Origin of the sequence: Fluviicola chungangensis (assembly GCF_007558725.1) — a bacterium.
Taxonomy (GTDB): domain Bacteria; phylum Bacteroidota; class Bacteroidia; order Flavobacteriales_D; family Crocinitomicaceae; genus Fluviicola; species Fluviicola chungangensis.
On the sequence record NZ_VLPL01000001.1, the window covers coordinates 433,904 to 453,483 of the forward strand.

Below are 19,580 nucleotides of genomic sequence, written 5' to 3' on the forward strand. Positions count from 1 at the left end.
ATAAATGATAATTTACTCATAATTAAATACATAACAAATCATTCAATACGGAATTCTATCCGAATCAAAATGCTTCGTCGATTAATTCCCGATTGAGCATGGCACCGGTAAGTGTTCCCGCCGCCACTGCGTTGGCAACGGACCGCATCTGGGTCACATTGTCACCACAGGCATAAACTCCTGGAATACTCGTTTTTTGAAACGAATCGACCTGGATAAAACCCTGTTCGGTAAATGCACATCCTAATTTTTCGGGTAAGTCCGAATGCTGTATAAAAGGCAGTTTGGTATACATGGCTTTGAGCCTGATGGTCTTCCCGTTTTTGAAATGGACCTGTTCCAAGAAACCACCAACGTGCTCAAATGCATCGATCTCTTCTTCATTTATGTCTATTCCGTGCTCCCTTAGTTTAGCGGCATGTTCTGCCTTTAGAGTGGATTTTCCGTTCGTAAATAAGGTCAGATCTTTGGTCCAGTTTCGGATAAGCTTTGAAAATTCAAATGCCATTTCTCCGTTTGCCAGGATTCCTGTTTTCTCGTTCCTTACCTCATAGCCGTGACAATACGGACAATGGATCATGGAAATTCCCCAACAGGCAGCTGCTCCCCTGATCGGTAGCATGACGTCTTTGACCCCGGTTGCAAACACCAGTTTCTTAGCCCGGAAAGTTTCCCCGTTTTCAGTCGTGACGGTGAATCCATCAATTGTTTTCTCTGCACCAATGGCCAAACCGGAGTAAAATTCCACTGTTTTGTATTGCGCTACCTGCTCCCTGGCTTTCGATGCGATGGCATGCGGTGTTTCACCGTCTTGAGTAATGAAGTTGTGGGAATGCGGTGTTTGCGCATTGCATGGTTTCCCGCTGTCAATAATGAGTACATTTCTGAGCGATCTTCCCAGGGCCATTCCTGCGGAAAGCCCTGCATAGCTTCCACCAATGATGATTGCGTCGTAAATCTTGTTTGTCATGTTGCTAAAAGTTTGTTTGTCCGGCAAATATACACTTTTTTATTAATGCAACTAAATTGCATTAAAGTAATTTGGTTAAAAAAATGGCACGAATAATTAGAAGCTTCCTGACTCATTCCCTTATTTTCGAATCGAGCAAATCTTCCATTACGGGATCACGGTACTTTAAATGCCTGACAGCAGCATTGGCCGTTTTCAGGTTCATTATCAAAATGACCAGTCCACCGATCCGAACGGCCATAAAAATATACAAGATAAAACCTCCCACCAATCCACCCATCAAAGCAAGCAAAGCAATGAGCGTGCAGAAAGAGAAAACCGCAAACCCTAGATAAAAACCCCAGGGTTTTCCTTGTCCTACAAATACCGCACTTAAAATATACAAGACAAAAACAATGAGATTCATACTGAATACAATGGTTCCCACTCCGCTCCATTCTAAGAAAATTCCCATATCAATTCCCCCCGCAATCAGAGCGAAGGCAGAGATAATCCAAAAATAAGTACTTGTTTTCTTCAATTCTTTTACCGGATGTGAAACATTTACCCGGCTGTGGTATCCGTCTACAATGACATCCAGTGTAACCGGTTTTTCAGACAATTTCAGGGTCAGTGTTCCCAAATCGGAAGGAAGTGAGATGCCTTTCAGCAATTTGGCCGCCCCTTGAACGGAGCCGATGAGTTCATCGTTAAAATAGACATTCACTTGTTTGTAGCCTCGTGTCCATTGAACCACTAAATATTCATTGGGCCTTTGCGTCATCGGGTATTTTTTTTCGAAATCCATTAGGTATATTGAAAGGTATTGATTCTATTATTGAATTTTATTGACCACTGCCAAGCAAAGGGACACTCCCTATGAGAATTTTTTATCATCCTAATCCGTTTAACGAACCGGTGGAGAGATTGCTGAACTCTCTACAACCAGGATCCATTTATGTCCGAGTTCATAGCTGGTTTTTCGCGTTCCGATATACATAATCGAAAGACAAATCGCTTCCAATGATCCCAAAACAATTGCTCCGGAAGCAACAGATTCCCGATTTCCTTTTGCTGCCTCGATGGGAAGTGCGATCAGGCCAACAGCCCCGCCCATTCCCGCCAACGTCGCCGGTAAAGCCAATTTGCGTCTATTCATTTTATCGTACTCGAGTTTTATCACCTGATGAATCGGGATCATAAATGTGGTATCGCTGTAAGTTTGACCCACCCATTTCCTGGAACGAATAGTCAGGGAAGTGTCGTTAAGTACTCCTAACTGGCAATAATCAAACTTTCCCAAGGTAGTGGTCACAGTCACTGCATAGGTCAGATTCAATTCTTTTGTCTGTTTTTTTCTGAATTTATTATGAAGAATGAGTTTCTGCTGCCCGAAGAGATTCAGGGATAAAAGAAGTAACAGCAGGCTGAGGACAGTCTTTCGGTACTCTTTTGGCGGAGATAAAATGCGTTTCATTGTCAGATGGATTTTCAAATTAAGGGTAGATCGCATAAAAATAAATGTTCTCTCCTAGAAATAATCGTATTCCTTCTTTTTTTCCCGGTTTGAGACTATTTAATACTATTTATTTCCGGGATTCTCTTGCCGAAAAATCTTCTTCCAAAATAGCGTAAAAGTAACTGTCCACCCATTCCCCTCGGATCGGCAATTTCTTCTTCGTTCGCCCCTCCCGAATCATTCCAACTTTTTCAAGTACACGAACCGACCCGTAATTTTCAACAGCGCAACCGGCTTCGACCCGGTGCAGGTCCAATTCCGAGAAACAAAATTCCAATATGCGCTGCAGGGCTTCCGTGGCGTACCCGTTTCCCCAATGATCTTTGTGGAGCTTATACCACACTTCTCCGGATCTGTAATTTGGTACTCCCAGATTCTTCAATCCAATCAACCCGACAAACTGCTTATAACACTCAATCTTAAAGACATAGCGTGTTCTGGGTTCCAGTTCCCGCATTCCAATCCAATCTGCCAGCATGGTTTCAGTTACGGAAATATCAGCAGGAATTCCCATTGTATTGAACTCATCGGTTTCAGGCAGGGAATGAAGTATATGAATTTGATGCAGATCTTCCAATTCCAATTCTTTGAGGGTTAATTTGGTGGTTTGCAGTGTAAATTCGTTCATGGAATTAGTTATTCTTTCGTTTACTTTCCCAATTTGTCTGTGCTTTGTTGAAAAAGTCATGTACGCGGGTACTGTCTTTATCAATGTACACATTGAAAGAACTTCCGTCTGTTTTATACACCGTCACAAAGGAAGCATAGGTCAATTTGGTGTGATTATCTGTTTGGGACAAGGAATCAATCTCATTCCCGAAAAGAGCGGAATGAATTTCTTTCTTCCCGTCTTCGATCCAGTAAGAGGCAATCCTGCGATTTGTAATAAAATTCCCGGATTTTGTCACGTCATCAAACCCACTGTTGCATTCAAACATTTCCATTTCTTCCCCGGGGTCCAAAATCCCTAATTCTTCGATGAAGGTGCGTTCGCCGGTCTCCAGGTTGTTTTCCGTTTTGTCTTCGGCACAAGCACTGAATATTCCAATCGAAATGAACCAAAAAAGGATGTGTATGTGTTTCATCTTTCCTATTCTTTACAAGGCATTCAACACTAAGAATACCTGATTACAAGAATACGCATTTTTTAGCGGGGAGATCCCAAAGCTTTTAGAAGCATCAGGCTTTTCAAGATAACGTTTATACTCCTTGGTTTTCGAAACCATATCAGGCCCCTCTTCCCTTCTTTATCAAAATGCACTCCCATCCGCAGCGTTTGGTCAGCAGAGAAGTTTAATGGATGATTTGTTTCAAATGGTACTCCAAATGGTCCACATAATCAACCATCAGAAATTTCAAATCAGAAAGCTGTCCGTCCGGAAGAATGATTTCAGTTTTCAAAGCTGTTTCCGTTTGTTGCCGCATTACCTGGTTAATCCTTTTGTTTAAGGCAAGCCACAATGAAAGCAATTCACCGGTTTCGGCGTGCTGGTAGTCATTTGCAATCACCAGGTGATCCTGTTCATACTTTCGGATCCGATACGGTGTTTCTGCAAACTGAATTTCCGTAAAACGCTGCAGGTTGTTGATTCCCGAATCGATCAAATGGCCTAAAATTTCCTGTTTGGACCATTTTCCAGGCAAACGTTTGTGCTTTAAATCGGAATCCGAAGCCACCTCCAAATAAGCCGATCCGGATTTCAGAAGCTCTTCCAGTCGTTTGGTTGTTTCAGTCATTTTGAAGGAACTTTCTTACCCTATAAATATAAGATTCTCTTTCAAAATAAGCATTCATTGATTAAGATCGGCAAACGGAGTTCCGAAAATACCCACTGCAAGTTCCATCCAGATCAGCAGGAATGCACCCAATACAGCTAAACAAAGAATCATCCTGTTTTCGCGTTTTTTTATTTTTCGCAGGATCAATTCACATCCCAGGCCGGTTCCAAGCAGTAAGATTGCCATTATCACGAAATCAGATACAGACCAGTTCACCTCCATTGTAAACTGCATGGCAATAAGCGGTATCAGCAATAGTACTCCTACTAGTGACAAAATAATCAGTAATCGTTTGTTTTTCATGTTTAGCTATTTTAAAAAAACAAGTAAAGTACTTTGAAAAACAAAGTAAAAAATTAAATCGGGATTTTGCAATTATTTTTGAAAAAAAACAGCTATGGAAGAATCTCCGTATTGATTTCGATCGGATTGGTCAGGATCTTATGTACCGGGCAGGCATTTGCCACTTTGAATAAGCGTTCATGCTGTTTTTCGTCCAGGTTCCCGATCAACTGCATTTTTCGGTTAATGACGGTTTTATTTCCTTCTTCATCCCGTTCCAGGTCAATTTCCAGCTTGACTTCCTGAAGGTCCCAACCTTTGCTGTCTGCATAAATACGCAGGGTTGCACTGGTACAGGCAGCTAAAGAGGATGCCAGTAATTCAGTCGGTGAAAACCCCAGGTCCTTTCCTCCGCTTTCCAAAGGTTCATCCGCTATCACCACATTTCCTGAGGGGGATTCTATTTCTACCCTGTACAGTTCTTTTTTGATACTCGCCGTTACTGATGCCATCGGTTATTTGTTATGTTGCTTCTCAATAAATCGAAAGATACCCTTTTTAAACCAGAAAAGTGTATCAAACTAATCTGATACACTTCTCCCTACCTACCGCACCAATCCGTTCCACTTCTGCGGACCGGATTGCAACCACAACCCGAGGAGGATTTCACATCGCGTTTAACCCGATGTACATCCTTTTATGCCTTACCCGCTGTTGTCCTTCGGTTACATTTCCAAACCGAAGGATCAGGGTGCTCTGTTTTGTATTGTCAGCAATAAAGATGATCAGAAAAAAACAGTGTTTGTTATGAAATTATTTAAAAAATTTACATCATTCACACTTCGTCGATCCGGCATAAAATCAACTGAATCTGGCAATCATGTAAGTTTTCAGGAAACTTCTGTAACAGAAATTTTAGTATGATCGCCCATCTTTGTTCCAGTTGTTTCACACATTCAAAAAACACCTTAAAAAATAAACAATTATGAAAAGAGTCATTTTCGCAATAGTGGTATTGTCAGGTTTTGCACTGGCATCCTGCAAAAAAGATTACACGTGCGAGTGCAGAAAAATCCGAACGGATGATAATGGAAACACCGTTACTAATTCTGACGGTACCTATACATTTAAAGATACCCGTCCGCGTGCCGAAGACCGATGCAACGACATGGAAGAAACGGGTACTGATCTTCTTGGAAGTTACACCAGAGAGTGTGATATCTAAGATATCGGACTATTTAACGGGAGAACGCCGCAACATTTTTGTTTTGCGGCGTTTTTTTTTGGAAAAAGCATTCCCCGCTGACTGTATTTTTATTTAACAAATCTAAGAATTATGTAAATTTTTGAGTTTTTTGTGTAATAGATTTATTTCGTAAATTCTTCATATTTCAAGGGTTGTTCCCTGCGGAACTTTTTTAGAAACACCCTAAAAGGACGATTATGAAACACGTAATTGTAACAGCACTATTCTTGGCGGGATTTACACTGGTATCCTGCAAAAAAGATTACACCTGTGAATGTGCGAAGGTTCGTACAGACAGTGACGGAAACAGAAATAGTTCATCAGACGGGAATTATACATTTAAAGACTCCCGTTTGCGGGCAGAAAAAAAATGCAATGACCTGGAAGAAACCGGAACAGACCTTTACGGAAATTATACGAGAGAATGTGATATCCGGTAACTGATTTTAGACGCTGTGAAAGTTTGTTTTGCGGCGTTTCTATTTTTGTCAAAAGGAACTGCCCTATTAAGTGGTTTCCTTTCCCCGCTTTGATCTCATTTTTTCTCTTATCCTTCTCTTTCATTAATGAACTTCGGCGCAATGACCATCATGGTTCCAAGCACAAAAATCCAGGTGCCGATTTGAGAGAAGAACCCGATTTTCTCTTCCCAGTTTTCCAATTCTTTCACCTGCCGGGAATAAAACTCCCAATCCTTGTTAAAGGTTTGTAGGTCTACTTTCGTTGCAGCTTGCTGATGTTCTTCCGAATAATGTTTCTTCAGTACCGTCCAGATATGGTCCAGTTTTTTGTTTAAATGGTAATTCTGGGATTCCCTGAACGAGTTTTCAGAGTAACTTTGAGCATTTTGTACAAAAAAGGAGAATAAAATAAGGACCAATCCGATTCCTTCGAGCCTGTTTAGCGATGTGCGTGATAGTTTCATAGCGGTTTGTGAATGGTTTTTTACCACGGAAATGTAGTGATTATTTTAGATTGGGAACGAATCCCATTCTTAACCGGGATTTTCAACCTGAATTTCGGACCTCAACAAGGATAAACGAAAAAGTCCTATTGCAGTTATTGTACAAGCTGTCCCTGCCAATAAGGCGCCAATAAATACAAAACCTGTTTTGGTGAATGTCCCAACGAATCCTACACCAAAAAAAACGGAACCGATCAATAAATAGGTCCAGGCTCTCTTTGCAGCTTGCTTTTTTATCTTACCTCTGGCAATTAAATAATGGGTTTCCGCCTCTTCCCGCGTCATATTAAAGGTTCTGACGGCTTTTCTTATACTCGTGTTTTTCAGATGAAGCAGCATCATTTCTTTCATAAAATATTGCTCCAGAGCTTCAAAATCAGTAGTTTCCATATCCAAAAAAATTATTTTCTACTCAGGTAAGAATCGATCATTCCCTGCAGGACGTTCAGGTCTACGTCTGCCAGTTTGTTGATGTGTAAGCAACCGCCCGACACTTTGTGTTTTCCCAATATTTTCAACGCATCCGTATGTGCTTCACTTCCTGCTCCAATGTACAGTGTGAGGTTTGCTTTTCGCGGGGAGAAACCAACCAGAAACCAATCGACTTGTCTCCCGGTGCGCGGACTTTCGTACCGCATGTTGCCGAAACCGATAATGGAACCTCCCCACATCACGGGTTCTTGTCCCGTTGCTTTTTTCATCCTATCGATCAAAACAAAACAGTCTTTTTGTTTTTGTATATCCGGGATGGTATTGATGAAATCTTCTGCGCTGATAGCTGTCGGTTTGGTCTTGATCTCTGCCAACTTCGGTTTCTTTTCTGCCATCCTGTTGTTTTTTTGATAGTGTAAATGTTTTGGTTTTCCGCGATATCACTTTTGATCTCTTTTTGAGATGCTTCTCCGTAATCGGAAAAAGAAACAATTGATGACTTTACGCGTTTTCATTCTTCCAACAATAAAATATCGTATCCACCGGGCTCACCGGCATCTCAGCAGGTAATGTTTCTTTGGGAATACATCTAAAGCGATTCTTCTCATAAAATTTCTGAGCGGCCCTGAACTGGTCCATTGTGCCCAGGTAAATGGATTCGTAATTCAATTCTGTCGCTTTTGCAAGTGCGGTATCCAACAAGGCTTGTGAAACACCTCCTTTCCCACGGTTTTCTTTCACTACAAACAGATGTCTCAGGAATCCGGAACAGGAATTGATCCGGGTCAAACCGATCGTACCAACTACCCGGTTCTCGTTCAATGCCACCCAAAACAAATTTTCCGGATCTGCAATATCGGAAATTTGCTTCCCGTTCGGATTTCGGAACGGGATTTCGAATTCGTTCTGGATTTGATCCATCAGGATACAGATTTCTTCCTGGTATTGTTTGTCGAAGGGAACTATTTTATGCATCGTTATGGTTTTGATCATTGAAATCTCATTTTTCCTCCTGTACCAGGTGCTCTTCGCGCAGTTTCGCAAACATCAATGAATCTTCAAAGACCTCGTTCACCAGGTAGTGATTCCGAAGAACACCTTCCTGCACAAACCCATTTTTTTCCAGTAATCTCAACGAAGCGGTATTGTAATCGGCAACAAGCGCTTCAATCCGGTTCAGGTTCAGTATTTTAAACCCGTAATCAACAATTGCTTCCACCGCTTCCGACATCAGGCCTTTTTGCTTAAAGCTTTCATCTTCCATGAAATAACCGATCTCCGCCCGTGCATGATCTGTATTCCAGTTATGCAATCCGCAGCGGCCGATGATCTTTCCCGATGCTTTGTATTCCATCAAAAACAATAAGAAACTGCGGTTGTAGCTAGAATACCCGTTTTGGTATTTGAATGCTTCCTTTTGGTAAGCTTCCTCGGATTGATGCCCCAGGATACTTTTGATTTCCTCTTTCGGATAATTTTCAAAAAGTATGGTCATATCCTGTGGGGAAAGTCCTTTGAGCAAGAGCCGGTTTGTTTCTATGCGTTTAAAGTCCATCATGCTTCAGGTTGTTTCGGATCCGACATAATTCAAGGCTTCTTTTGCGAATTCCGCCCATTTATCCACGTAATCATACGGAACCTGTACCCATTCTTTCATGGGACGTTTCTTACCGGAAGGATCGAATTGACGGGTACCATCCAAGCTCAAAGCATCCCGATGTACTTCCCCGGTCAGCTTGAAGACCATTTCGTTGTCAAACAAACTTATAAAAGCCTTTCCTTTGATTTTAAAACACGGTTTTCCGAACATCTGGCTTTCCTGAGCTTCTTTCAGTTTGCGGCCGATTTCCAGATACGCTGCTGCTTCTTTTTTCATACCATTGCTTTCTATTATTCCGAATACATTCTCCCGAAGACAACCGATAATCCCTGCCAGTATCATCTATCGGTAACAAGCTGTTCTTTTCGTTTTATTCTTTCAAAACGGATGAGATTACCCGGATAAACACGAATTAAAAATACATAAATTCGTTGTTTCAATTTTCATCCTGTACAAATTCCAATATATTGAAATCACACTACCGATAAACATTTATCGAAAAATATAACTATTAATTAAATGTCCTTCTGAATTCGAGGGGCGATTGGTTTGTTTTCGCTTTGAAGAGTTTACTGAACGACTGCGGGTATTCAAACCCCAATTCATAGGCAATTTCAGTGACGGACAGCTGTGTCACCGACAATTTTTCTTTCGCTTTTTCGATGAGTTTGTCGTGAATATGCTGCTGTGTATTTTGCCCGGTTAACGAACGCAGCATGTCGCTCAAATAACTCGGCGAAATATTCAGCTTCTCAGAAAGGTACTGAACAGTCGGTAATCCTTGTTTGAGGGAAACCTCGCTGTCAAAGTGATCATCAAGGATCTCATCCAATTTTTGCAGCAGATCGGCATTGACTGTTTTCCTGGTGATGAACTGACGCTTGTAGAACCGGTTTGCATAATTCAGCAATAATTCGATTTGGGAAATGATCACATCCTGGCTGAAATCGTCGATGCGGCTATTCAATTCTTCCTCAATATTTTTAAAAATGGAAATGACGGTTTCTTTTTCCTTATCGGATAAATGCAGGGCTTCGTTGATCGAATAAGAGAAAAAGCCATATTGCCTGATCTTTTTTGCGAGCGGGTAATTCCACAAAAAATCCGGATGAATGAGCAGTGTATATTGCGAACATTCCCCGGGGTTGGTCCCTGTCTGATTTCCGAGGATCTGGTTAGGCGAAGCAAAGAGCAATCCTCCTCCGTCAAAATCATAATATGTCTGACCGTATCGGATCTTCCCGCTCAATTGCCGCTTGTAGGATATTTTATAAAAATTCAATACGTGCGATTGCGGGAAATTCCCGTTTATTGACTGGCTCGCATCGGCATTGATAAACCCGATCAGGGGATGCTGCGGGTCAGGCAAACCAAAACTGTGAAATGCTTCCGATAAGCTATTGAAGCGCTGATGAATGACTTCTTCCTTTTTCATATTGAAATTTAAACAATGATAACCGAATAACCTATTGGTTCCCGGTTACCATTTGTGTTTTTTTTTAATGAACCAGGTCCTGGGCAGAATTGGAAACCGCCTCCCATTTCTCCCACTCTTCCATGCGCTCCGCGTAAGCTTTGCGCACCCATGGTAAATTGTGGCTTCCGAGAAAGAATCTCAGCGGCGGATTTTCTGCATCAACTATCTGGAAGAGCGCTTGCGGAGTTGCTTCCGGGTTTCCTCTTTCCATGGTGGTCAGTTGTCCGAAAAACGCTTCTTTGTAACCGGCATAAAGTTCCATTCCTTCTGAAAACTTAAGCGATTCGGGACTTCCGAATTCCGTTGCGTAGGCACCAGGTTCGATTATCGTTACTTTGATCCCGAATGCCTTCACTTCTTCCGCCAGGCTTTCGTGAATGGCTTCAAAAGCCCATTTGGAGGAACAGTAGTACCCGATTACCGGCAAAGTCACATGCCCCAAATTACTGGATGTTCCTAAAATATGTCCACCACCCTGTTTGCGCAACAATGGCAAAGCCGCCTGTATCACTGCAAGCGGACCGTATACATTGGTTTCGAACATGGCGCGAACCTCATCCGCGTTTGCTTCTTCGATCGTTCCTACCAATGAATAACCTGCGTTATTGAACACAATATCCAGTCTTCCGAAATGTGCGTGTGCCTGTTCGACCGCTTTTTTCACCTGGTCGTGATTCGTCACATCGAGTTCCAGGGTGAGGACCTGGTCGCCGTATTTTTCTTTGAAATCAGCGATGCTTTCCAGTTTACGTGCTGTTGCTGCCACTTTGTCGCCGCGTTTGAGAATTGCTTCCGTCCAGACACGCCCGAACCCCCGGGAAGTTCCTGTTATAAACCAAATCTTCGGAGTTGACGTGTTGTTTGAATTGTCTTTTTGATGTACCATAACTTGTTTGTTTAAATGATACTCCAAAGGTCTTCAACTCCCGGTTTTTGATTGTATCCTTTTTGGGGGACTTTGTATCCAAAATGAGGAAGGGCTCTTTTATCCGGGATATTTTGCATTCGGTATATATTTTCTTTTGTCTGCGCGCTGATCTCGCGGATGAATATTTGGGGACGATTACTTAACGGATTTAACGGATCCAACTAATTTGATCCAAGATCCTTATTTATTTTTTGTCTACACGCGGATCTCGCTGATCTCGCGGATGAATATTTGGGGACGATTACTTAACGGATTTAACGGATCCAACTAATTTGATCCAAGATCCTTATTTATTTTTTGTCTACACGCGGATCTCGCTGATGAATATTTGGGACGATTACTTAACGGATTTTATGGATCCAACTAATTGGATCTGTGATCTTGTTTTAAATGGTTGTTTTTGTTGCTGCATTTCTATAAGCAGGATGAATTGTTTTAAAAAGAAGATCCCAGACAGAAGTATAAAAACCAAAATTGTAATTCGGGTCCCGGTGGTGCAGGTAGTGGAATTCTGAAGTACACAGGAATCCTTTTTTGGCAAGCTTTATCCAGGACGGAGGCAATATGGAATGATTGAGGTGTCCGATTGTTCCCCAAAGCGAATTGAGCAGCAAATAGAGTGAAATTCCCATAGCGGAAAAAGGATAGAAGATCAAAACGCCAAGCATCATCCCTCCGAAACCAATGGACTCAATGGGATGGAGCACAAACAAACTCAGGAGATTCGTCGATTGGTGTTCGTGGTGCCGTTCGTGAATTTGTTTCATGTGACTTAAGAAATGGACCGCCCGATGAAACACGTACATCAGCAAGTCCATGATCAGTGTCAGTGATACCAGTTCCACTGCCACCTGAAGAAAACCGTACTCCTTATCCAGCCTGATGAATCCGTATTTCCAGAGATAAACTCCCAGAACAAATACCAGAGTATTGCAGAAAACGGTGACGATACTCAACAGTATATCCTGTAAGATAACGGGTTGCCGATTTCCCAAACGCTGATTTCCCGGAAAAACACTCAGCATTGAATACACACCCAAAGACCCGATATAAATTGCGAAATTGATGACCAATCCGTAACCAATCACACCGAAAAGACCGGCGCGCTCCAATGCTCCAGGGATGACTTCCATACGTTTCTACTTCAAGCGTTCCAATTGTCCTTTCCGCTTCACCAGGTTTTTGTAATCCCATTGAATGTTGCGGCCTTTTTCCAGCCAGCGTTCCAGGTTCTCCAGGTTTACTTCGGACAGATCAGTATAAAAAACCGATGCATCTTTAAACTTTTCTCCCTCTACATTCAATCCGGGTTCGTCGAAGTCTTTCCCGCTCCAGAACATCAACCGCACTCCACGCTTTTGAGTGCTATAACCAACGATCGGGTTTCCATCCAGGAACCAAACGGGGTGCGCATGCCAAATCTTGTTTTCGGCCTCAGGAAGTCCGCGGCAAATCTCATTCGCCAATAAATCACAGATGAGTAAGTATTCGTCTTGCTGTGAGAGGTTGTATGTTTGGATTTCGGGTTCCATTAATTGTTGAATTATTATCCTGGGTTCTAAAATACAACTTTCTCAATCAAAAAGTGATTCATACACGGCTACCAGACATTCATATCCTGGTAAAGTATGTTTCAAAGGAACTTATTTCAGAAGCCGAACCAAGGTAATAACGATAATTACTCCCAGAATGGAGGTATAGATTGTTTTGTTGTATTTCGCTAGCCAATCCGGGAGATAAATATCAAAATTGGCTTTTGCAGAATCGGAATATCTCCTGGCCAATACTGTCAACGGGCAAAAGAATTTAAAAACCAGCAGGATGATGCCCTCCAGGATAAAAAGTCCGTACCCGATCCACAACCAGCGGTCTATTTTATTCGTAATGACCGCATAAAGCATGTAGAAGATCACCACGTTGAAAAAAAACCAAATAGCGGTGTGGACCGTTTTAATGACCCGTAATTTGCCTTCATTCTTCATGCTCAGTCAGTTGAATTTCTATTCGGAAAACCCGCGATTTTCACGTTGAATGAGCGCAATTGCAAAGACCATGATCCAGAACATGAATGCGCCGATATTGAAACGTTCCCATATCCCGATATACGGTGTCGGGAGATTGGCCTGGATACCCGGGGATTCCACACCAATGAGAATTCCAAAAATTATAAAAACAACAAATATCACAGCGGTAAAAACACGAAAACGCTTTCCCAACGCTGCCGCTCCGAATCCCATCAGCAACATCATGAGAACAACGGTGATCGTTGCCCAAGTGATGTGCAGGGTATCCGTCAACGTTCCCTGTCCGGCAGCAATCACTTCACGCTGATGCATGGGAGGCCAGTAGAAATTGAAGATACTGTAACCAATGATCAGTATTCCCGTCATACGCAAGGCACGATTTCCCCGGGCAATTTGCAGCACTCCCCATCCGAAAGCAGCAAACAGCAGAGGATACAACATACACAACAACACCCATACGATCCTTGTCGGCGCACCGATTGCCGACAATTCACTCACCGTAAGGGAAACCATGCTGTACCCTTCGTAGAGCACCGGAACAAATATATTGATCGCAACATACCAAAGCGATGAAAGAATTCCGCAAATCAATAAATTCTTTGTGACTTGTATGCTGTTAAACTTCAAAGCCATTAAGGGTATAACCAGTACCAAACCCGCTAAAACAGGAAATCCCCACATTGCATGGAGCCAGTGAAGTTCCCGGATGATGCTGATCTCAACAACAAACCAAACGACCAATCCACCAAGTGCCAGTCCTGCCACCAGCCAATCTGACTTTGCCCGGAAATAGACCATAATGAATCCCATCAGGTTCAATACTCCCAATTCAAAAAGAAATGTTCCGGGAAAAAAGAAATCCTGGAATACACCGTGCAGCATACTGACTGGCATATCCATCAAGCTTCCGTCAGGAGCTGCCATCAGCAAAATACCTCCCAGTAAACAACCGACTGTCTCGTATCCTAAAATGCACAGCAATATGATCCATTCCCATTTCGGCCGAACAGCAAGCTTGCGTGTTTGATGTTCCCCGCTTTTATTTCCTGTTTTTGTTGCCATGACAGTAAAATAAACGAACGAAACGATCCCGGACAATGATATTCGTCACCGCTCATGCATGGAAGCTACAGGGACAAAATCACCTATTCTTCCAAATCCTTTAAATTTTTGACTGCTCTCTTTTTAAAATCTTTCGAGTATTTATCCATTTGATCTTCCAGGCAAAACCTTAACTCGTTTTTGAGTTCCGGATACTTCCGGGTCAGTTTAAGGAGTACGAAAGCAGCCCGTGATTTAATTGTAACATTTGTTTCGGCAGATATTAACCATTCGAAGGATAAATCGATTGCTTTTCCTTCGTTTTGGGGAGGCACACCGGCAATGAGCCAGTAATTGGCAAAAGATGTCAGGTAAGCCGGATTGATTGCTTCCACATATTCCAACAAAAAAGGGAGTGCTTCATACAGCTTTCCCGGATTCATGATTCCAACGCCACTGAGCATCCAAAGGAACCGGGTTGCCGTTTTCCTATCACAACGCAGCAAACCGGAAAGTTGTTTCAGATCACCGTTTTGTTCGACAAGGAGTGTTGCCCAGGCTTTTCGTTGTGCTTCGGTGCTCCCCGCAAGTGATGATTCCAGTTCCGAATAGAAATCAGCAGCTTCCTTCATTCGAGTCACGGGGTTCATAGGATATCCTTTTCAAAACAGATACTATCCACAACATTCGTATACTGTCCGTAATTCGGTATGACGCGGTAATGGTGCTTTGTATACAATGCAACAGCTTCTTTCATATCGTCTCCGGTTTCCAGAATGCATCTACTGCAGCCCAGTTCTTTTGCCCAGCTTTCCAATTCGTTCAAAACCAATGATGCAATTCCCTTTCCACGCTGATCTGCCGGAACGAACATGCGCTTGATTTCCATTGTTCCCGGTCGATATTCCTTCATTGCTCCGCAGCCGGCAGCCCGTTCTTCTTCATAAACCAGTACTACGTGTTTGATCCGATCAATTTGATTGAACTGAGCAAAGAACTCATTTGCCTCGCCATTTCGTATGGCCAAGTAGTTATCCAATTCAGAAACCAACCCCCGGAAATCCGGATTATCCGAAGTTGTTCTTTTTAGTGTGATCATTTCCAAAAATCTTTCATTTTTACTTTATCCCGGGTCAATTTAGTAACAAAAAAGAACTGATACAATTCCCAGAACCAAACGCGTCTGCCGATATTGGTATACCAGCGCATGGCACTTCTTAACCGCGCTTCTCTGTGAAAGAACAGGCGTTTCAGTGCTTTCGGGCGCAATTGCACTGTTATTTCGATCAATTTGACATACAGGATCACTTTCCAGGGTTTTAAATATTGTGTTTTTATGACCTGGTGTTTGTAATCCCATTTCCGCTGGTCGGTCAGTATAATTTCTTGTTCCTTTACATCCTCGAAATAAGGGGTCCATTTATGCGGCGTGACGTACAGCAACTGGATCTGGTCCGGATCGTAAGAGACTAGCTGTTTCCAGCTATTGTAAAAATCACGTGCTCTTTCTTCTCCGAAACCGACCACATACGTTGCCATGGAAAGGATGTTATGTTTTCGCAACAGTTGGATTGCTTCCTTGTCTTTGGAAATGGTACCGGCTTTCTTTATTTTCTCCAGTACGACCTCATCGTAGTTCTCGATCCCCAAAAGAAAACGTTCGAAACCGGCTTTCTTGTACAAATGCAGGAATTCGGCATCTCTGACAATGTTATCTGCCCGGATGGAACCCACCAAAATCAATTTCAGGTTTTTCGCAATCAATACTTCCAGAAACTCCCGCCAGGCTTTCGGGTTGGAGGAAGGGTTTTCATCGGCAAAATTAAAGACCAAAACGCCGTATTCCTTGTGCAGCATTTCCATTTCATCTGCAAGCGATTGCGCACTCCGGTGTCTCCATTTTTTCCAAAACAAGCTCTGACCGCAATAGGTACACGGATACGGACAGCCCCTTGAAAACTGAATGACAACCGCTTTTCGTTTTCCCCAATAAGTATAATTGTATCCTTTCATTAATTCCCAGCCAATCCGGTAATCGTCCAGGTTTTTAATCACAGGAGCCGGAGCTGTTTTAAAAGGAGTTCCGTTTAAATTGAATGCCAATCCCTTGATTATTTCCACATCCGCATGGTTTTCAATCGCCGTAATTAAGTTCAAAATGACTTCTTCCCCTTCTCCGCAAACAATGTAATCTATTTGCGGATGCTCTTCCAGGATTTCATTCCAATGATAGGTCGGAAATACTCCGCCAACAATGATCTTTACCTTGTCATTTTTTTGCCGGACCTTTTGGGTGATTTCCTGGATGATCGGTTGTGCCGAAGTAGAGCCCGAATGTCCCAACAGGATTGCATCCGGATTATTTTCCAGGATCAAATCAACGACCTTTTCAATTTTATAATTGTAATAATCAGCGTCGAGCAGAGTTACTTCGTGTCCGGCATCTATCAGTGGTCCGCCGACAGACAACAATCCCAACGGCGGCAGATGTTCATGAGCCATTCTGCTCCCGATGGATAAATGCGGTGGGTTGATTATTTGGATTTTCATTGGAATGGATTTAGATGATTGATGAATTTGTGCAACGTTCTTCTTTGAATCAAAAGTATTTAAAGTGCTTTGAAATACAAAGTAAAATTATGTTAAATTTTCATTGGAATTCAGTTACACTCCATCAGTTAAATCCGGAATATTCTTTTACAAAGAAACAGGTAATAACATGCCGAAGCGGATCCTAGTGCAGGATCAGCTTCAGCATTTTTGCGAGGCATTTTATCAGCAATCGCATCCCTTAGTGTTTTTTGATTGCCGGCAACAATTCGTCCAAATTTCCAAGGCTTGCAGACATTCCTTCCTTGAAACCATTTTTCACCATGTATTCAAGCACTTCCAGGCTTCCGTATACAGCAGTAATTTCAACCAATGTTTTACCTTCTGTTTCACTGAACAGGTTGGTACATTCTGTGCGTGGAAAAGCCGGATTGATGTTTCCGTTTTCGTCGCTAAAACCTCTCAATTCCACAATTTTTTTCTGTGGTTCAATTTGCTGGTAATCGTAACGTGTCCAGTGGTTTTCTCCTTGCGGGCTCACCATGGCGTAATGCCAAAAACCTCCTTCCCGAAAATCCATGGTTTTGGTTTTTGCAGTCCAGGGTTTCGGTGCGATCCACTGTTCCAGGAATTTAGGATTGGTCCATGCTTCCCAAACCGTTTCACGATCTGCGTCAAACTCGCGTTTCACGATAATTGTCTTGTTCTCCTTATCGACAATAAAGTCGAATACCAATGCTCCATTCATTTTTTCCTGCTTTTCATTGTTTGTAATACTTCGTCTAATTGATTGAACTGGGTTTCCCAAATTGCGCGAAATTGTTCCAGCCAGCCATCGATCTCTTTCATTTTGTTTACATTCAGTGAGTAATAAATTTCCCTGCCTTGTTGTTTTTGAGCGATCAATTCACACTCTGACAAAACGCGCAAGTGCTTGGAGACTGCTTGCCGTGTCGAATCAAAATGTTCTGCGATTGCATTGGGCGTCATTGCCTGTAGTGCAATGAGCGCAATAATTGCCCTTCTTGTAGGATCGGCTATTGCCTGAAATATATCTCGTCTTGTTTCCATTACGCAACCATTTAATTGCAAATATATGCATTCTTTTTAATTACGCAACCATATAGTTGCTTTTTTTACAAAAAACAAAGAAAGGATAATTCCTTCTTTTCATTGCTTCTGCTTTTCCTAATTTGTCAATCCGAAAAAGAGCCTTAAACTTTTGAAGTTATGGAACCAGGCTCCTTTTTAGTTGTTCCTGTAATTCCGAAGGCGTCAGGGTCGTTGCTGCTTTCACAAATGAACTGAAATTAGCCGTACTGTCGAAATTCAACTCAAAAGCAATTTCCTTCAGAGTCCTACTTCCTGAGACCATCAACCGTTTGATTTCCAAAAGCAGGGCCTCATGAATTAATCTTAACGGAGTGGTACCGAATGTTTCTTTGCATAGAGTAGTCAGCCTGTCTGTGCTCAGGTTCATCATTTCTGCATAATCCGCCACTTTTCTTTTTTCCCTGGCCCCCTGGCTCAGCAACTGCAAAAATTTTCCGCCGAAACTTCCTCCGTGCTGATCCGCATGTTGCTGGTGCTGTTCTATGAGCGTAATCAATACGATCTGCAGGTAGCTGTATGATTTGTGAATAGAAAGCGAAGACAATTGTGCTTCTTTATTCAACGAAAGAATACTTTCCGTGATCTGGTACAAATGATCAAATGTAGCTGCATCCAATTGTAATCCAGGCTGTGAAAAATACAGGTAATGGTATTTTATGGGAAAAATGAAATCAAAGATATCCTTTCTGAATTGCAGGATCAATCCTTCTGCCCCTTGCCTTTTCAAGTGATGGATCTGCCCAGGGTAAACGGTATACACGCAATTTGGTCGTAAGCCGGTTTGAGTAAAATCAATTAATTGTTCTCCTCCCCCCTCCTTCACGAGCAGGATCTCAAAATAATCATGCCGGTGCGGAATGCTGAAATCATACGGATTCGGGTAATTCAACGATTCAACTACCAGGAAGTTATTCGGATGTGGAAGGCTTACGATATTCATTTAGTTCAAATAAGCTGTTCAGCCAAAGATATTCAATAGTTCCCCAAAGCCAAAAGATACTTCTCGATATATTCTTGCTTTTCTTTTAATTTGTATTGCTGGATAAAACGCGGATGTTCCAGCACCTCTATTTCGCCGAACAAACGTATCTGTTTATTCAGTTGTTGGATGAAACCGGCATTTTTCTTTCCAAGCACAAATACTTTCGAAGTGTCCAATCCCATGCTGATGTGTTTTTCCAGCGACTCTATCATAAACTCCTTCACTGATTCGAAAAGGACCGGATCATCGTAGTAATTGGCATTGAGCCATTGTCCGTTCTTTGTTTGTTTCACAATGGCCAACGGAAATGGCGAGTTGATGTAAAACTGCTTGTAAAAGACTTCCGGGCCGCCGTATGCTGCAATCATATCATAGACAAAAACGGAAGAAATTTCATGCGTGTGTGCCGAATGCATCGGGATCCCGCAAACGGACTCAAGTCGTTTCGTATCGGTAAACGGAACACCGGTCACTCCTGCTCCATGACGACTCGGATTTATCCCGATGATGAATTTTCGCCTGATCCCGTCGTGGTAATATTTGTGATAAAATTGCCGCATGACTTCCATTGTTTCGGGATTATCCAAGTAGGGATTCAGTACCCGGAAACCTTCCGGTAATTTCCCCTGATAGCTTAATTCACGGTTAAATACAATTACCTTGTCTGCAAAATTCATGCTCATTCAAAAATACA

29 protein-coding genes are annotated in these 19,580 nt (G+C 42.3%); 2 read left to right on the plus strand and 27 right to left on the minus strand.

What is annotated here, in order from left to right:
* Positions 1-64: 64 nt before the first annotated feature.
* From FO442_RS02105 to FO442_RS02140, 8 genes are all read right to left on the minus strand, one after another.
* Positions 65-970 (minus strand): NAD(P)/FAD-dependent oxidoreductase, encoded by a 906-nt coding sequence (locus FO442_RS02105; RefSeq protein ID WP_144331483.1) that lies wholly within the window; start codon positions 968-970, stop codon positions 65-67.
* A gap of 112 nt (positions 971-1,082) precedes the next feature.
* Positions 1,083-1,757 (minus strand): hypothetical protein, encoded by a 675-nt coding sequence (locus tag FO442_RS02110; RefSeq protein WP_144331484.1) that lies wholly within the window; start codon positions 1,755-1,757, stop codon positions 1,083-1,085.
* A 99-nt stretch (positions 1,758-1,856) separates the two neighbouring features.
* Entirely contained in the window at positions 1,857-2,426 is a 570-nt protein-coding gene (locus FO442_RS02115; RefSeq protein ID WP_144331485.1) for a hypothetical protein, read from the minus strand.
* Between the two features lie 109 nt (positions 2,427-2,535).
* The gene (locus tag FO442_RS02120; protein ID WP_144331486.1) at positions 2,536-3,096 is read right to left on the minus strand and encodes a GNAT family N-acetyltransferase; all 561 of its coding nucleotides are present in this window, start codon (positions 3,094-3,096) and stop codon (positions 2,536-2,538) included.
* Between the two features lie 4 nt (positions 3,097-3,100).
* The gene (locus FO442_RS02125; RefSeq protein ID WP_144331487.1) at positions 3,101-3,553 is read right to left on the minus strand and encodes a hypothetical protein; all 453 of its coding nucleotides are present in this window, start codon (positions 3,551-3,553) and stop codon (positions 3,101-3,103) included.
* A 208-nt stretch (positions 3,554-3,761) separates the two neighbouring features.
* Positions 3,762-4,205 (minus strand): DinB family protein, encoded by a 444-nt coding sequence (locus FO442_RS02130; protein WP_144331488.1) that lies wholly within the window; start codon positions 4,203-4,205, stop codon positions 3,762-3,764.
* A gap of 54 nt (positions 4,206-4,259) precedes the next feature.
* Entirely contained in the window at positions 4,260-4,550 is a 291-nt protein-coding gene (locus FO442_RS02135; protein ID WP_144331489.1) for a hypothetical protein, read from the minus strand.
* Between the two features lie 92 nt (positions 4,551-4,642).
* A complete protein-coding gene (locus FO442_RS02140; RefSeq protein ID WP_144331490.1) occupies positions 4,643-5,041 on the minus strand; it encodes an OsmC family protein in 399 nt (132 codons plus the stop codon).
* A gap of 473 nt (positions 5,042-5,514) precedes the next feature.
* Between FO442_RS02140 and FO442_RS02145 the strand changes: the two genes are divergently transcribed.
* Together FO442_RS02145 and FO442_RS02150 are read left to right on the plus strand one after the other, a co-directional pair.
* Positions 5,515-5,754 (plus strand): hypothetical protein, encoded by a 240-nt coding sequence (locus FO442_RS02145; RefSeq protein ID WP_144331491.1) that lies wholly within the window; start codon positions 5,515-5,517, stop codon positions 5,752-5,754.
* A gap of 218 nt (positions 5,755-5,972) precedes the next feature.
* Entirely contained in the window at positions 5,973-6,215 is a 243-nt protein-coding gene (locus FO442_RS02150) for a hypothetical protein (protein ID WP_144331492.1), read from the plus strand.
* A 107-nt stretch (positions 6,216-6,322) separates the two neighbouring features.
* On the opposite strand, the gene FO442_RS02155 is transcribed toward FO442_RS02150, so the two are convergent.
* From FO442_RS02155 to FO442_RS02245, 19 genes are all read right to left on the minus strand, one after another.
* The gene (locus FO442_RS02155; RefSeq protein WP_144331493.1) at positions 6,323-6,700 is read right to left on the minus strand and encodes a hypothetical protein; all 378 of its coding nucleotides are present in this window, start codon (positions 6,698-6,700) and stop codon (positions 6,323-6,325) included.
* Between the two features lie 69 nt (positions 6,701-6,769).
* Complete coding sequence (locus FO442_RS02160; RefSeq protein WP_144331494.1) at positions 6,770-7,129, minus strand: hypothetical protein; 360 nt, start codon at positions 7,127-7,129, stop codon at positions 6,770-6,772.
* An 11-nt stretch (positions 7,130-7,140) separates the two neighbouring features.
* Complete coding sequence (locus FO442_RS02165) at positions 7,141-7,566, minus strand: DUF1801 domain-containing protein (RefSeq protein WP_222101962.1); 426 nt, start codon at positions 7,564-7,566, stop codon at positions 7,141-7,143.
* 106 nt (positions 7,567-7,672) lie between these two features.
* Positions 7,673-8,164: a GNAT family N-acetyltransferase gene (locus FO442_RS02170; RefSeq protein ID WP_144331495.1), complete on the minus strand. Its 492-nt coding sequence runs from the start codon at positions 8,162-8,164 to the stop codon at positions 7,673-7,675.
* A gap of 7 nt (positions 8,165-8,171) precedes the next feature.
* Positions 8,172-8,729, minus strand: a complete 558-nt coding sequence (locus FO442_RS02175; protein WP_144331496.1) for a GNAT family N-acetyltransferase — start codon at positions 8,727-8,729, stop codon at positions 8,172-8,174.
* A gap of 3 nt (positions 8,730-8,732) precedes the next feature.
* Entirely contained in the window at positions 8,733-9,047 is a 315-nt protein-coding gene (locus tag FO442_RS02180; protein WP_186279834.1) for a TfoX/Sxy family protein, read from the minus strand.
* Between the two features lie 235 nt (positions 9,048-9,282).
* Positions 9,283-10,206: a helix-turn-helix domain-containing protein gene (locus FO442_RS02185; RefSeq protein WP_144331498.1), complete on the minus strand. Its 924-nt coding sequence runs from the start codon at positions 10,204-10,206 to the stop codon at positions 9,283-9,285.
* Between the two features lie 64 nt (positions 10,207-10,270).
* On the minus strand, positions 10,271-11,134 hold the full coding sequence (locus FO442_RS02190) for an SDR family NAD(P)-dependent oxidoreductase (protein WP_144331499.1): 864 nt from the start codon (positions 11,132-11,134) through the stop codon (positions 10,271-10,273).
* 428 nt (positions 11,135-11,562) lie between these two features.
* Positions 11,563-12,309 carry a sterol desaturase family protein gene (locus tag FO442_RS02195; RefSeq protein WP_144331500.1) on the minus strand — a complete coding sequence of 249 codons (747 nt, stop codon included), beginning with the start codon at positions 12,307-12,309 and terminating at the stop codon, positions 11,563-11,565.
* Positions 12,310-12,315: 6 nt separating this feature from the next.
* The gene (locus FO442_RS02200) at positions 12,316-12,708 is read right to left on the minus strand and encodes a DUF1801 domain-containing protein (RefSeq protein WP_144331501.1); all 393 of its coding nucleotides are present in this window, start codon (positions 12,706-12,708) and stop codon (positions 12,316-12,318) included.
* A 111-nt stretch (positions 12,709-12,819) separates the two neighbouring features.
* The gene (locus FO442_RS02205) at positions 12,820-13,158 is read right to left on the minus strand and encodes a hypothetical protein (protein ID WP_144331502.1); all 339 of its coding nucleotides are present in this window, start codon (positions 13,156-13,158) and stop codon (positions 12,820-12,822) included.
* A gap of 18 nt (positions 13,159-13,176) precedes the next feature.
* Positions 13,177-14,262: a DUF998 domain-containing protein gene (locus FO442_RS02210; RefSeq protein ID WP_144331503.1), complete on the minus strand. Its 1,086-nt coding sequence runs from the start codon at positions 14,260-14,262 to the stop codon at positions 13,177-13,179.
* A gap of 83 nt (positions 14,263-14,345) precedes the next feature.
* Positions 14,346-14,891 carry a hypothetical protein gene (locus FO442_RS02215; protein WP_144331504.1) on the minus strand — a complete coding sequence of 182 codons (546 nt, stop codon included), beginning with the start codon at positions 14,889-14,891 and terminating at the stop codon, positions 14,346-14,348.
* Positions 14,888-15,340: a GNAT family N-acetyltransferase gene (locus FO442_RS02220; RefSeq protein WP_144331505.1), complete on the minus strand. Its 453-nt coding sequence runs from the start codon at positions 15,338-15,340 to the stop codon at positions 14,888-14,890. Before FO442_RS02220 ends, FO442_RS02215 begins: the two co-directional genes overlap by 4 nt.
* Entirely contained in the window at positions 15,337-16,791 is a 1,455-nt protein-coding gene (bchE, locus tag FO442_RS02225) for a magnesium-protoporphyrin IX monomethyl ester anaerobic oxidative cyclase (RefSeq protein ID WP_144331506.1), read from the minus strand. The genes FO442_RS02220 and bchE overlap by 4 nt, the downstream gene beginning before the upstream one ends.
* Positions 16,792-17,032: 241 nt before the next feature.
* Positions 17,033-17,539, minus strand: coding sequence for an SRPBCC family protein (locus FO442_RS02230; protein WP_144331507.1), 507 nt, complete (start codon positions 17,537-17,539; stop codon positions 17,033-17,035).
* Entirely contained in the window at positions 17,536-17,862 is a 327-nt protein-coding gene (locus FO442_RS02235; protein WP_144331508.1) for an ArsR/SmtB family transcription factor, read from the minus strand. Before FO442_RS02235 ends, FO442_RS02230 begins: the two co-directional genes overlap by 4 nt.
* A gap of 157 nt (positions 17,863-18,019) precedes the next feature.
* A complete protein-coding gene (locus FO442_RS02240; RefSeq protein WP_144331509.1) occupies positions 18,020-18,844 on the minus strand; it encodes a helix-turn-helix domain-containing protein in 825 nt (274 codons plus the stop codon).
* A 32-nt stretch (positions 18,845-18,876) separates the two neighbouring features.
* Complete coding sequence (locus FO442_RS02245) at positions 18,877-19,569, minus strand: SMUG2 DNA glycosylase family protein (protein WP_425459991.1); 693 nt, start codon at positions 19,567-19,569, stop codon at positions 18,877-18,879.
* Positions 19,570-19,580: the final 11 nt, after the last annotated feature.

What these genes read in the sequence shown, in the direction of transcription:
- FO442_RS02170 (WP_144331495.1), bottom strand. Translation starts at nt 8,164, where the DNA reads ATGATCAAAACCATAACGATGCATAAAATAGTTCCCTTCGACAAACAA.
- FO442_RS02150 (WP_144331492.1), top strand. Translation starts at nt 5,973, where the DNA reads ATGAAACACGTAATTGTAACAGCACTATTCTTGGCGGGATTTACACTG.
- FO442_RS02165 (WP_222101962.1), bottom strand. Translation starts at nt 7,566, where the DNA reads ATGGCAGAAAAGAAACCGAAGTTGGCAGAGATCAAGACCAAACCGACA.
- FO442_RS02135 (WP_144331489.1), bottom strand. Translation starts at nt 4,550, where the DNA reads ATGAAAAACAAACGATTACTGATTATTTTGTCACTAGTAGGAGTACTA.
- FO442_RS02130 (WP_144331488.1), bottom strand. Translation starts at nt 4,205, where the DNA reads ATGACTGAAACAACCAAACGACTGGAAGAGCTTCTGAAATCCGGATCG.
- FO442_RS02155 (WP_144331493.1), bottom strand. Translation starts at nt 6,700, where the DNA reads ATGAAACTATCACGCACATCGCTAAACAGGCTCGAAGGAATCGGATTG.
- FO442_RS02110 (WP_144331484.1), bottom strand. Translation starts at nt 1,757, where the DNA reads ATGGATTTCGAAAAAAAATACCCGATGACGCAAAGGCCCAATGAATAT.
- FO442_RS02245 (WP_425459991.1), bottom strand. Translation starts at nt 19,569, where the DNA reads ATGAGCATGAATTTTGCAGACAAGGTAATTGTATTTAACCGTGAATTA.
- FO442_RS02125 (WP_144331487.1), bottom strand. Translation starts at nt 3,553, where the DNA reads ATGAAACACATACACATCCTTTTTTGGTTCATTTCGATTGGAATATTC.
- FO442_RS02210 (WP_144331503.1), bottom strand. Translation starts at nt 14,262, where the DNA reads ATGGCAACAAAAACAGGAAATAAAAGCGGGGAACATCAAACACGCAAG.
- FO442_RS02105 (WP_144331483.1), bottom strand. Translation starts at nt 970, where the DNA reads ATGACAAACAAGATTTACGACGCAATCATCATTGGTGGAAGCTATGCA.
- FO442_RS02160 (WP_144331494.1), bottom strand. Translation starts at nt 7,129, where the DNA reads ATGGAAACTACTGATTTTGAAGCTCTGGAGCAATATTTTATGAAAGAA.
- FO442_RS02205 (WP_144331502.1), bottom strand. Translation starts at nt 13,158, where the DNA reads ATGAAGAATGAAGGCAAATTACGGGTCATTAAAACGGTCCACACCGCT.
- FO442_RS02180 (WP_186279834.1), bottom strand. Translation starts at nt 9,047, where the DNA reads ATGAAAAAAGAAGCAGCAGCGTATCTGGAAATCGGCCGCAAACTGAAA.
- FO442_RS02220 (WP_144331505.1), bottom strand. Translation starts at nt 15,340, where the DNA reads ATGATCACACTAAAAAGAACAACTTCGGATAATCCGGATTTCCGGGGG.
- FO442_RS02185 (WP_144331498.1), bottom strand. Translation starts at nt 10,206, where the DNA reads ATGAAAAAGGAAGAAGTCATTCATCAGCGCTTCAATAGCTTATCGGAA.
- FO442_RS02240 (WP_144331509.1), bottom strand. Translation starts at nt 18,844, where the DNA reads ATGAATATCGTAAGCCTTCCACATCCGAATAACTTCCTGGTAGTTGAA.
- FO442_RS02175 (WP_144331496.1), bottom strand. Translation starts at nt 8,729, where the DNA reads ATGATGGACTTTAAACGCATAGAAACAAACCGGCTCTTGCTCAAAGGA.
- FO442_RS02200 (WP_144331501.1), bottom strand. Translation starts at nt 12,708, where the DNA reads ATGGAACCCGAAATCCAAACATACAACCTCTCACAGCAAGACGAATAC.
- FO442_RS02145 (WP_144331491.1), top strand. Translation starts at nt 5,515, where the DNA reads ATGAAAAGAGTCATTTTCGCAATAGTGGTATTGTCAGGTTTTGCACTG.
- FO442_RS02215 (WP_144331504.1), bottom strand. Translation starts at nt 14,891, where the DNA reads ATGAACCCCGTGACTCGAATGAAGGAAGCTGCTGATTTCTATTCGGAA.
- FO442_RS02235 (WP_144331508.1), bottom strand. Translation starts at nt 17,862, where the DNA reads ATGGAAACAAGACGAGATATATTTCAGGCAATAGCCGATCCTACAAGA.
- bchE (WP_144331506.1), bottom strand. Translation starts at nt 16,791, where the DNA reads ATGAAAATCCAAATAATCAACCCACCGCATTTATCCATCGGGAGCAGA.
- FO442_RS02230 (WP_144331507.1), bottom strand. Translation starts at nt 17,539, where the DNA reads ATGAATGGAGCATTGGTATTCGACTTTATTGTCGATAAGGAGAACAAG.
- FO442_RS02140 (WP_144331490.1), bottom strand. Translation starts at nt 5,041, where the DNA reads ATGGCATCAGTAACGGCGAGTATCAAAAAAGAACTGTACAGGGTAGAA.
- FO442_RS02120 (WP_144331486.1), bottom strand. Translation starts at nt 3,096, where the DNA reads ATGAACGAATTTACACTGCAAACCACCAAATTAACCCTCAAAGAATTG.
- FO442_RS02190 (WP_144331499.1), bottom strand. Translation starts at nt 11,134, where the DNA reads ATGGTACATCAAAAAGACAATTCAAACAACACGTCAACTCCGAAGATT.
- FO442_RS02115 (WP_144331485.1), bottom strand. Translation starts at nt 2,426, where the DNA reads ATGAAACGCATTTTATCTCCGCCAAAAGAGTACCGAAAGACTGTCCTC.
- FO442_RS02195 (WP_144331500.1), bottom strand. Translation starts at nt 12,309, where the DNA reads ATGGAAGTCATCCCTGGAGCATTGGAGCGCGCCGGTCTTTTCGGTGTG.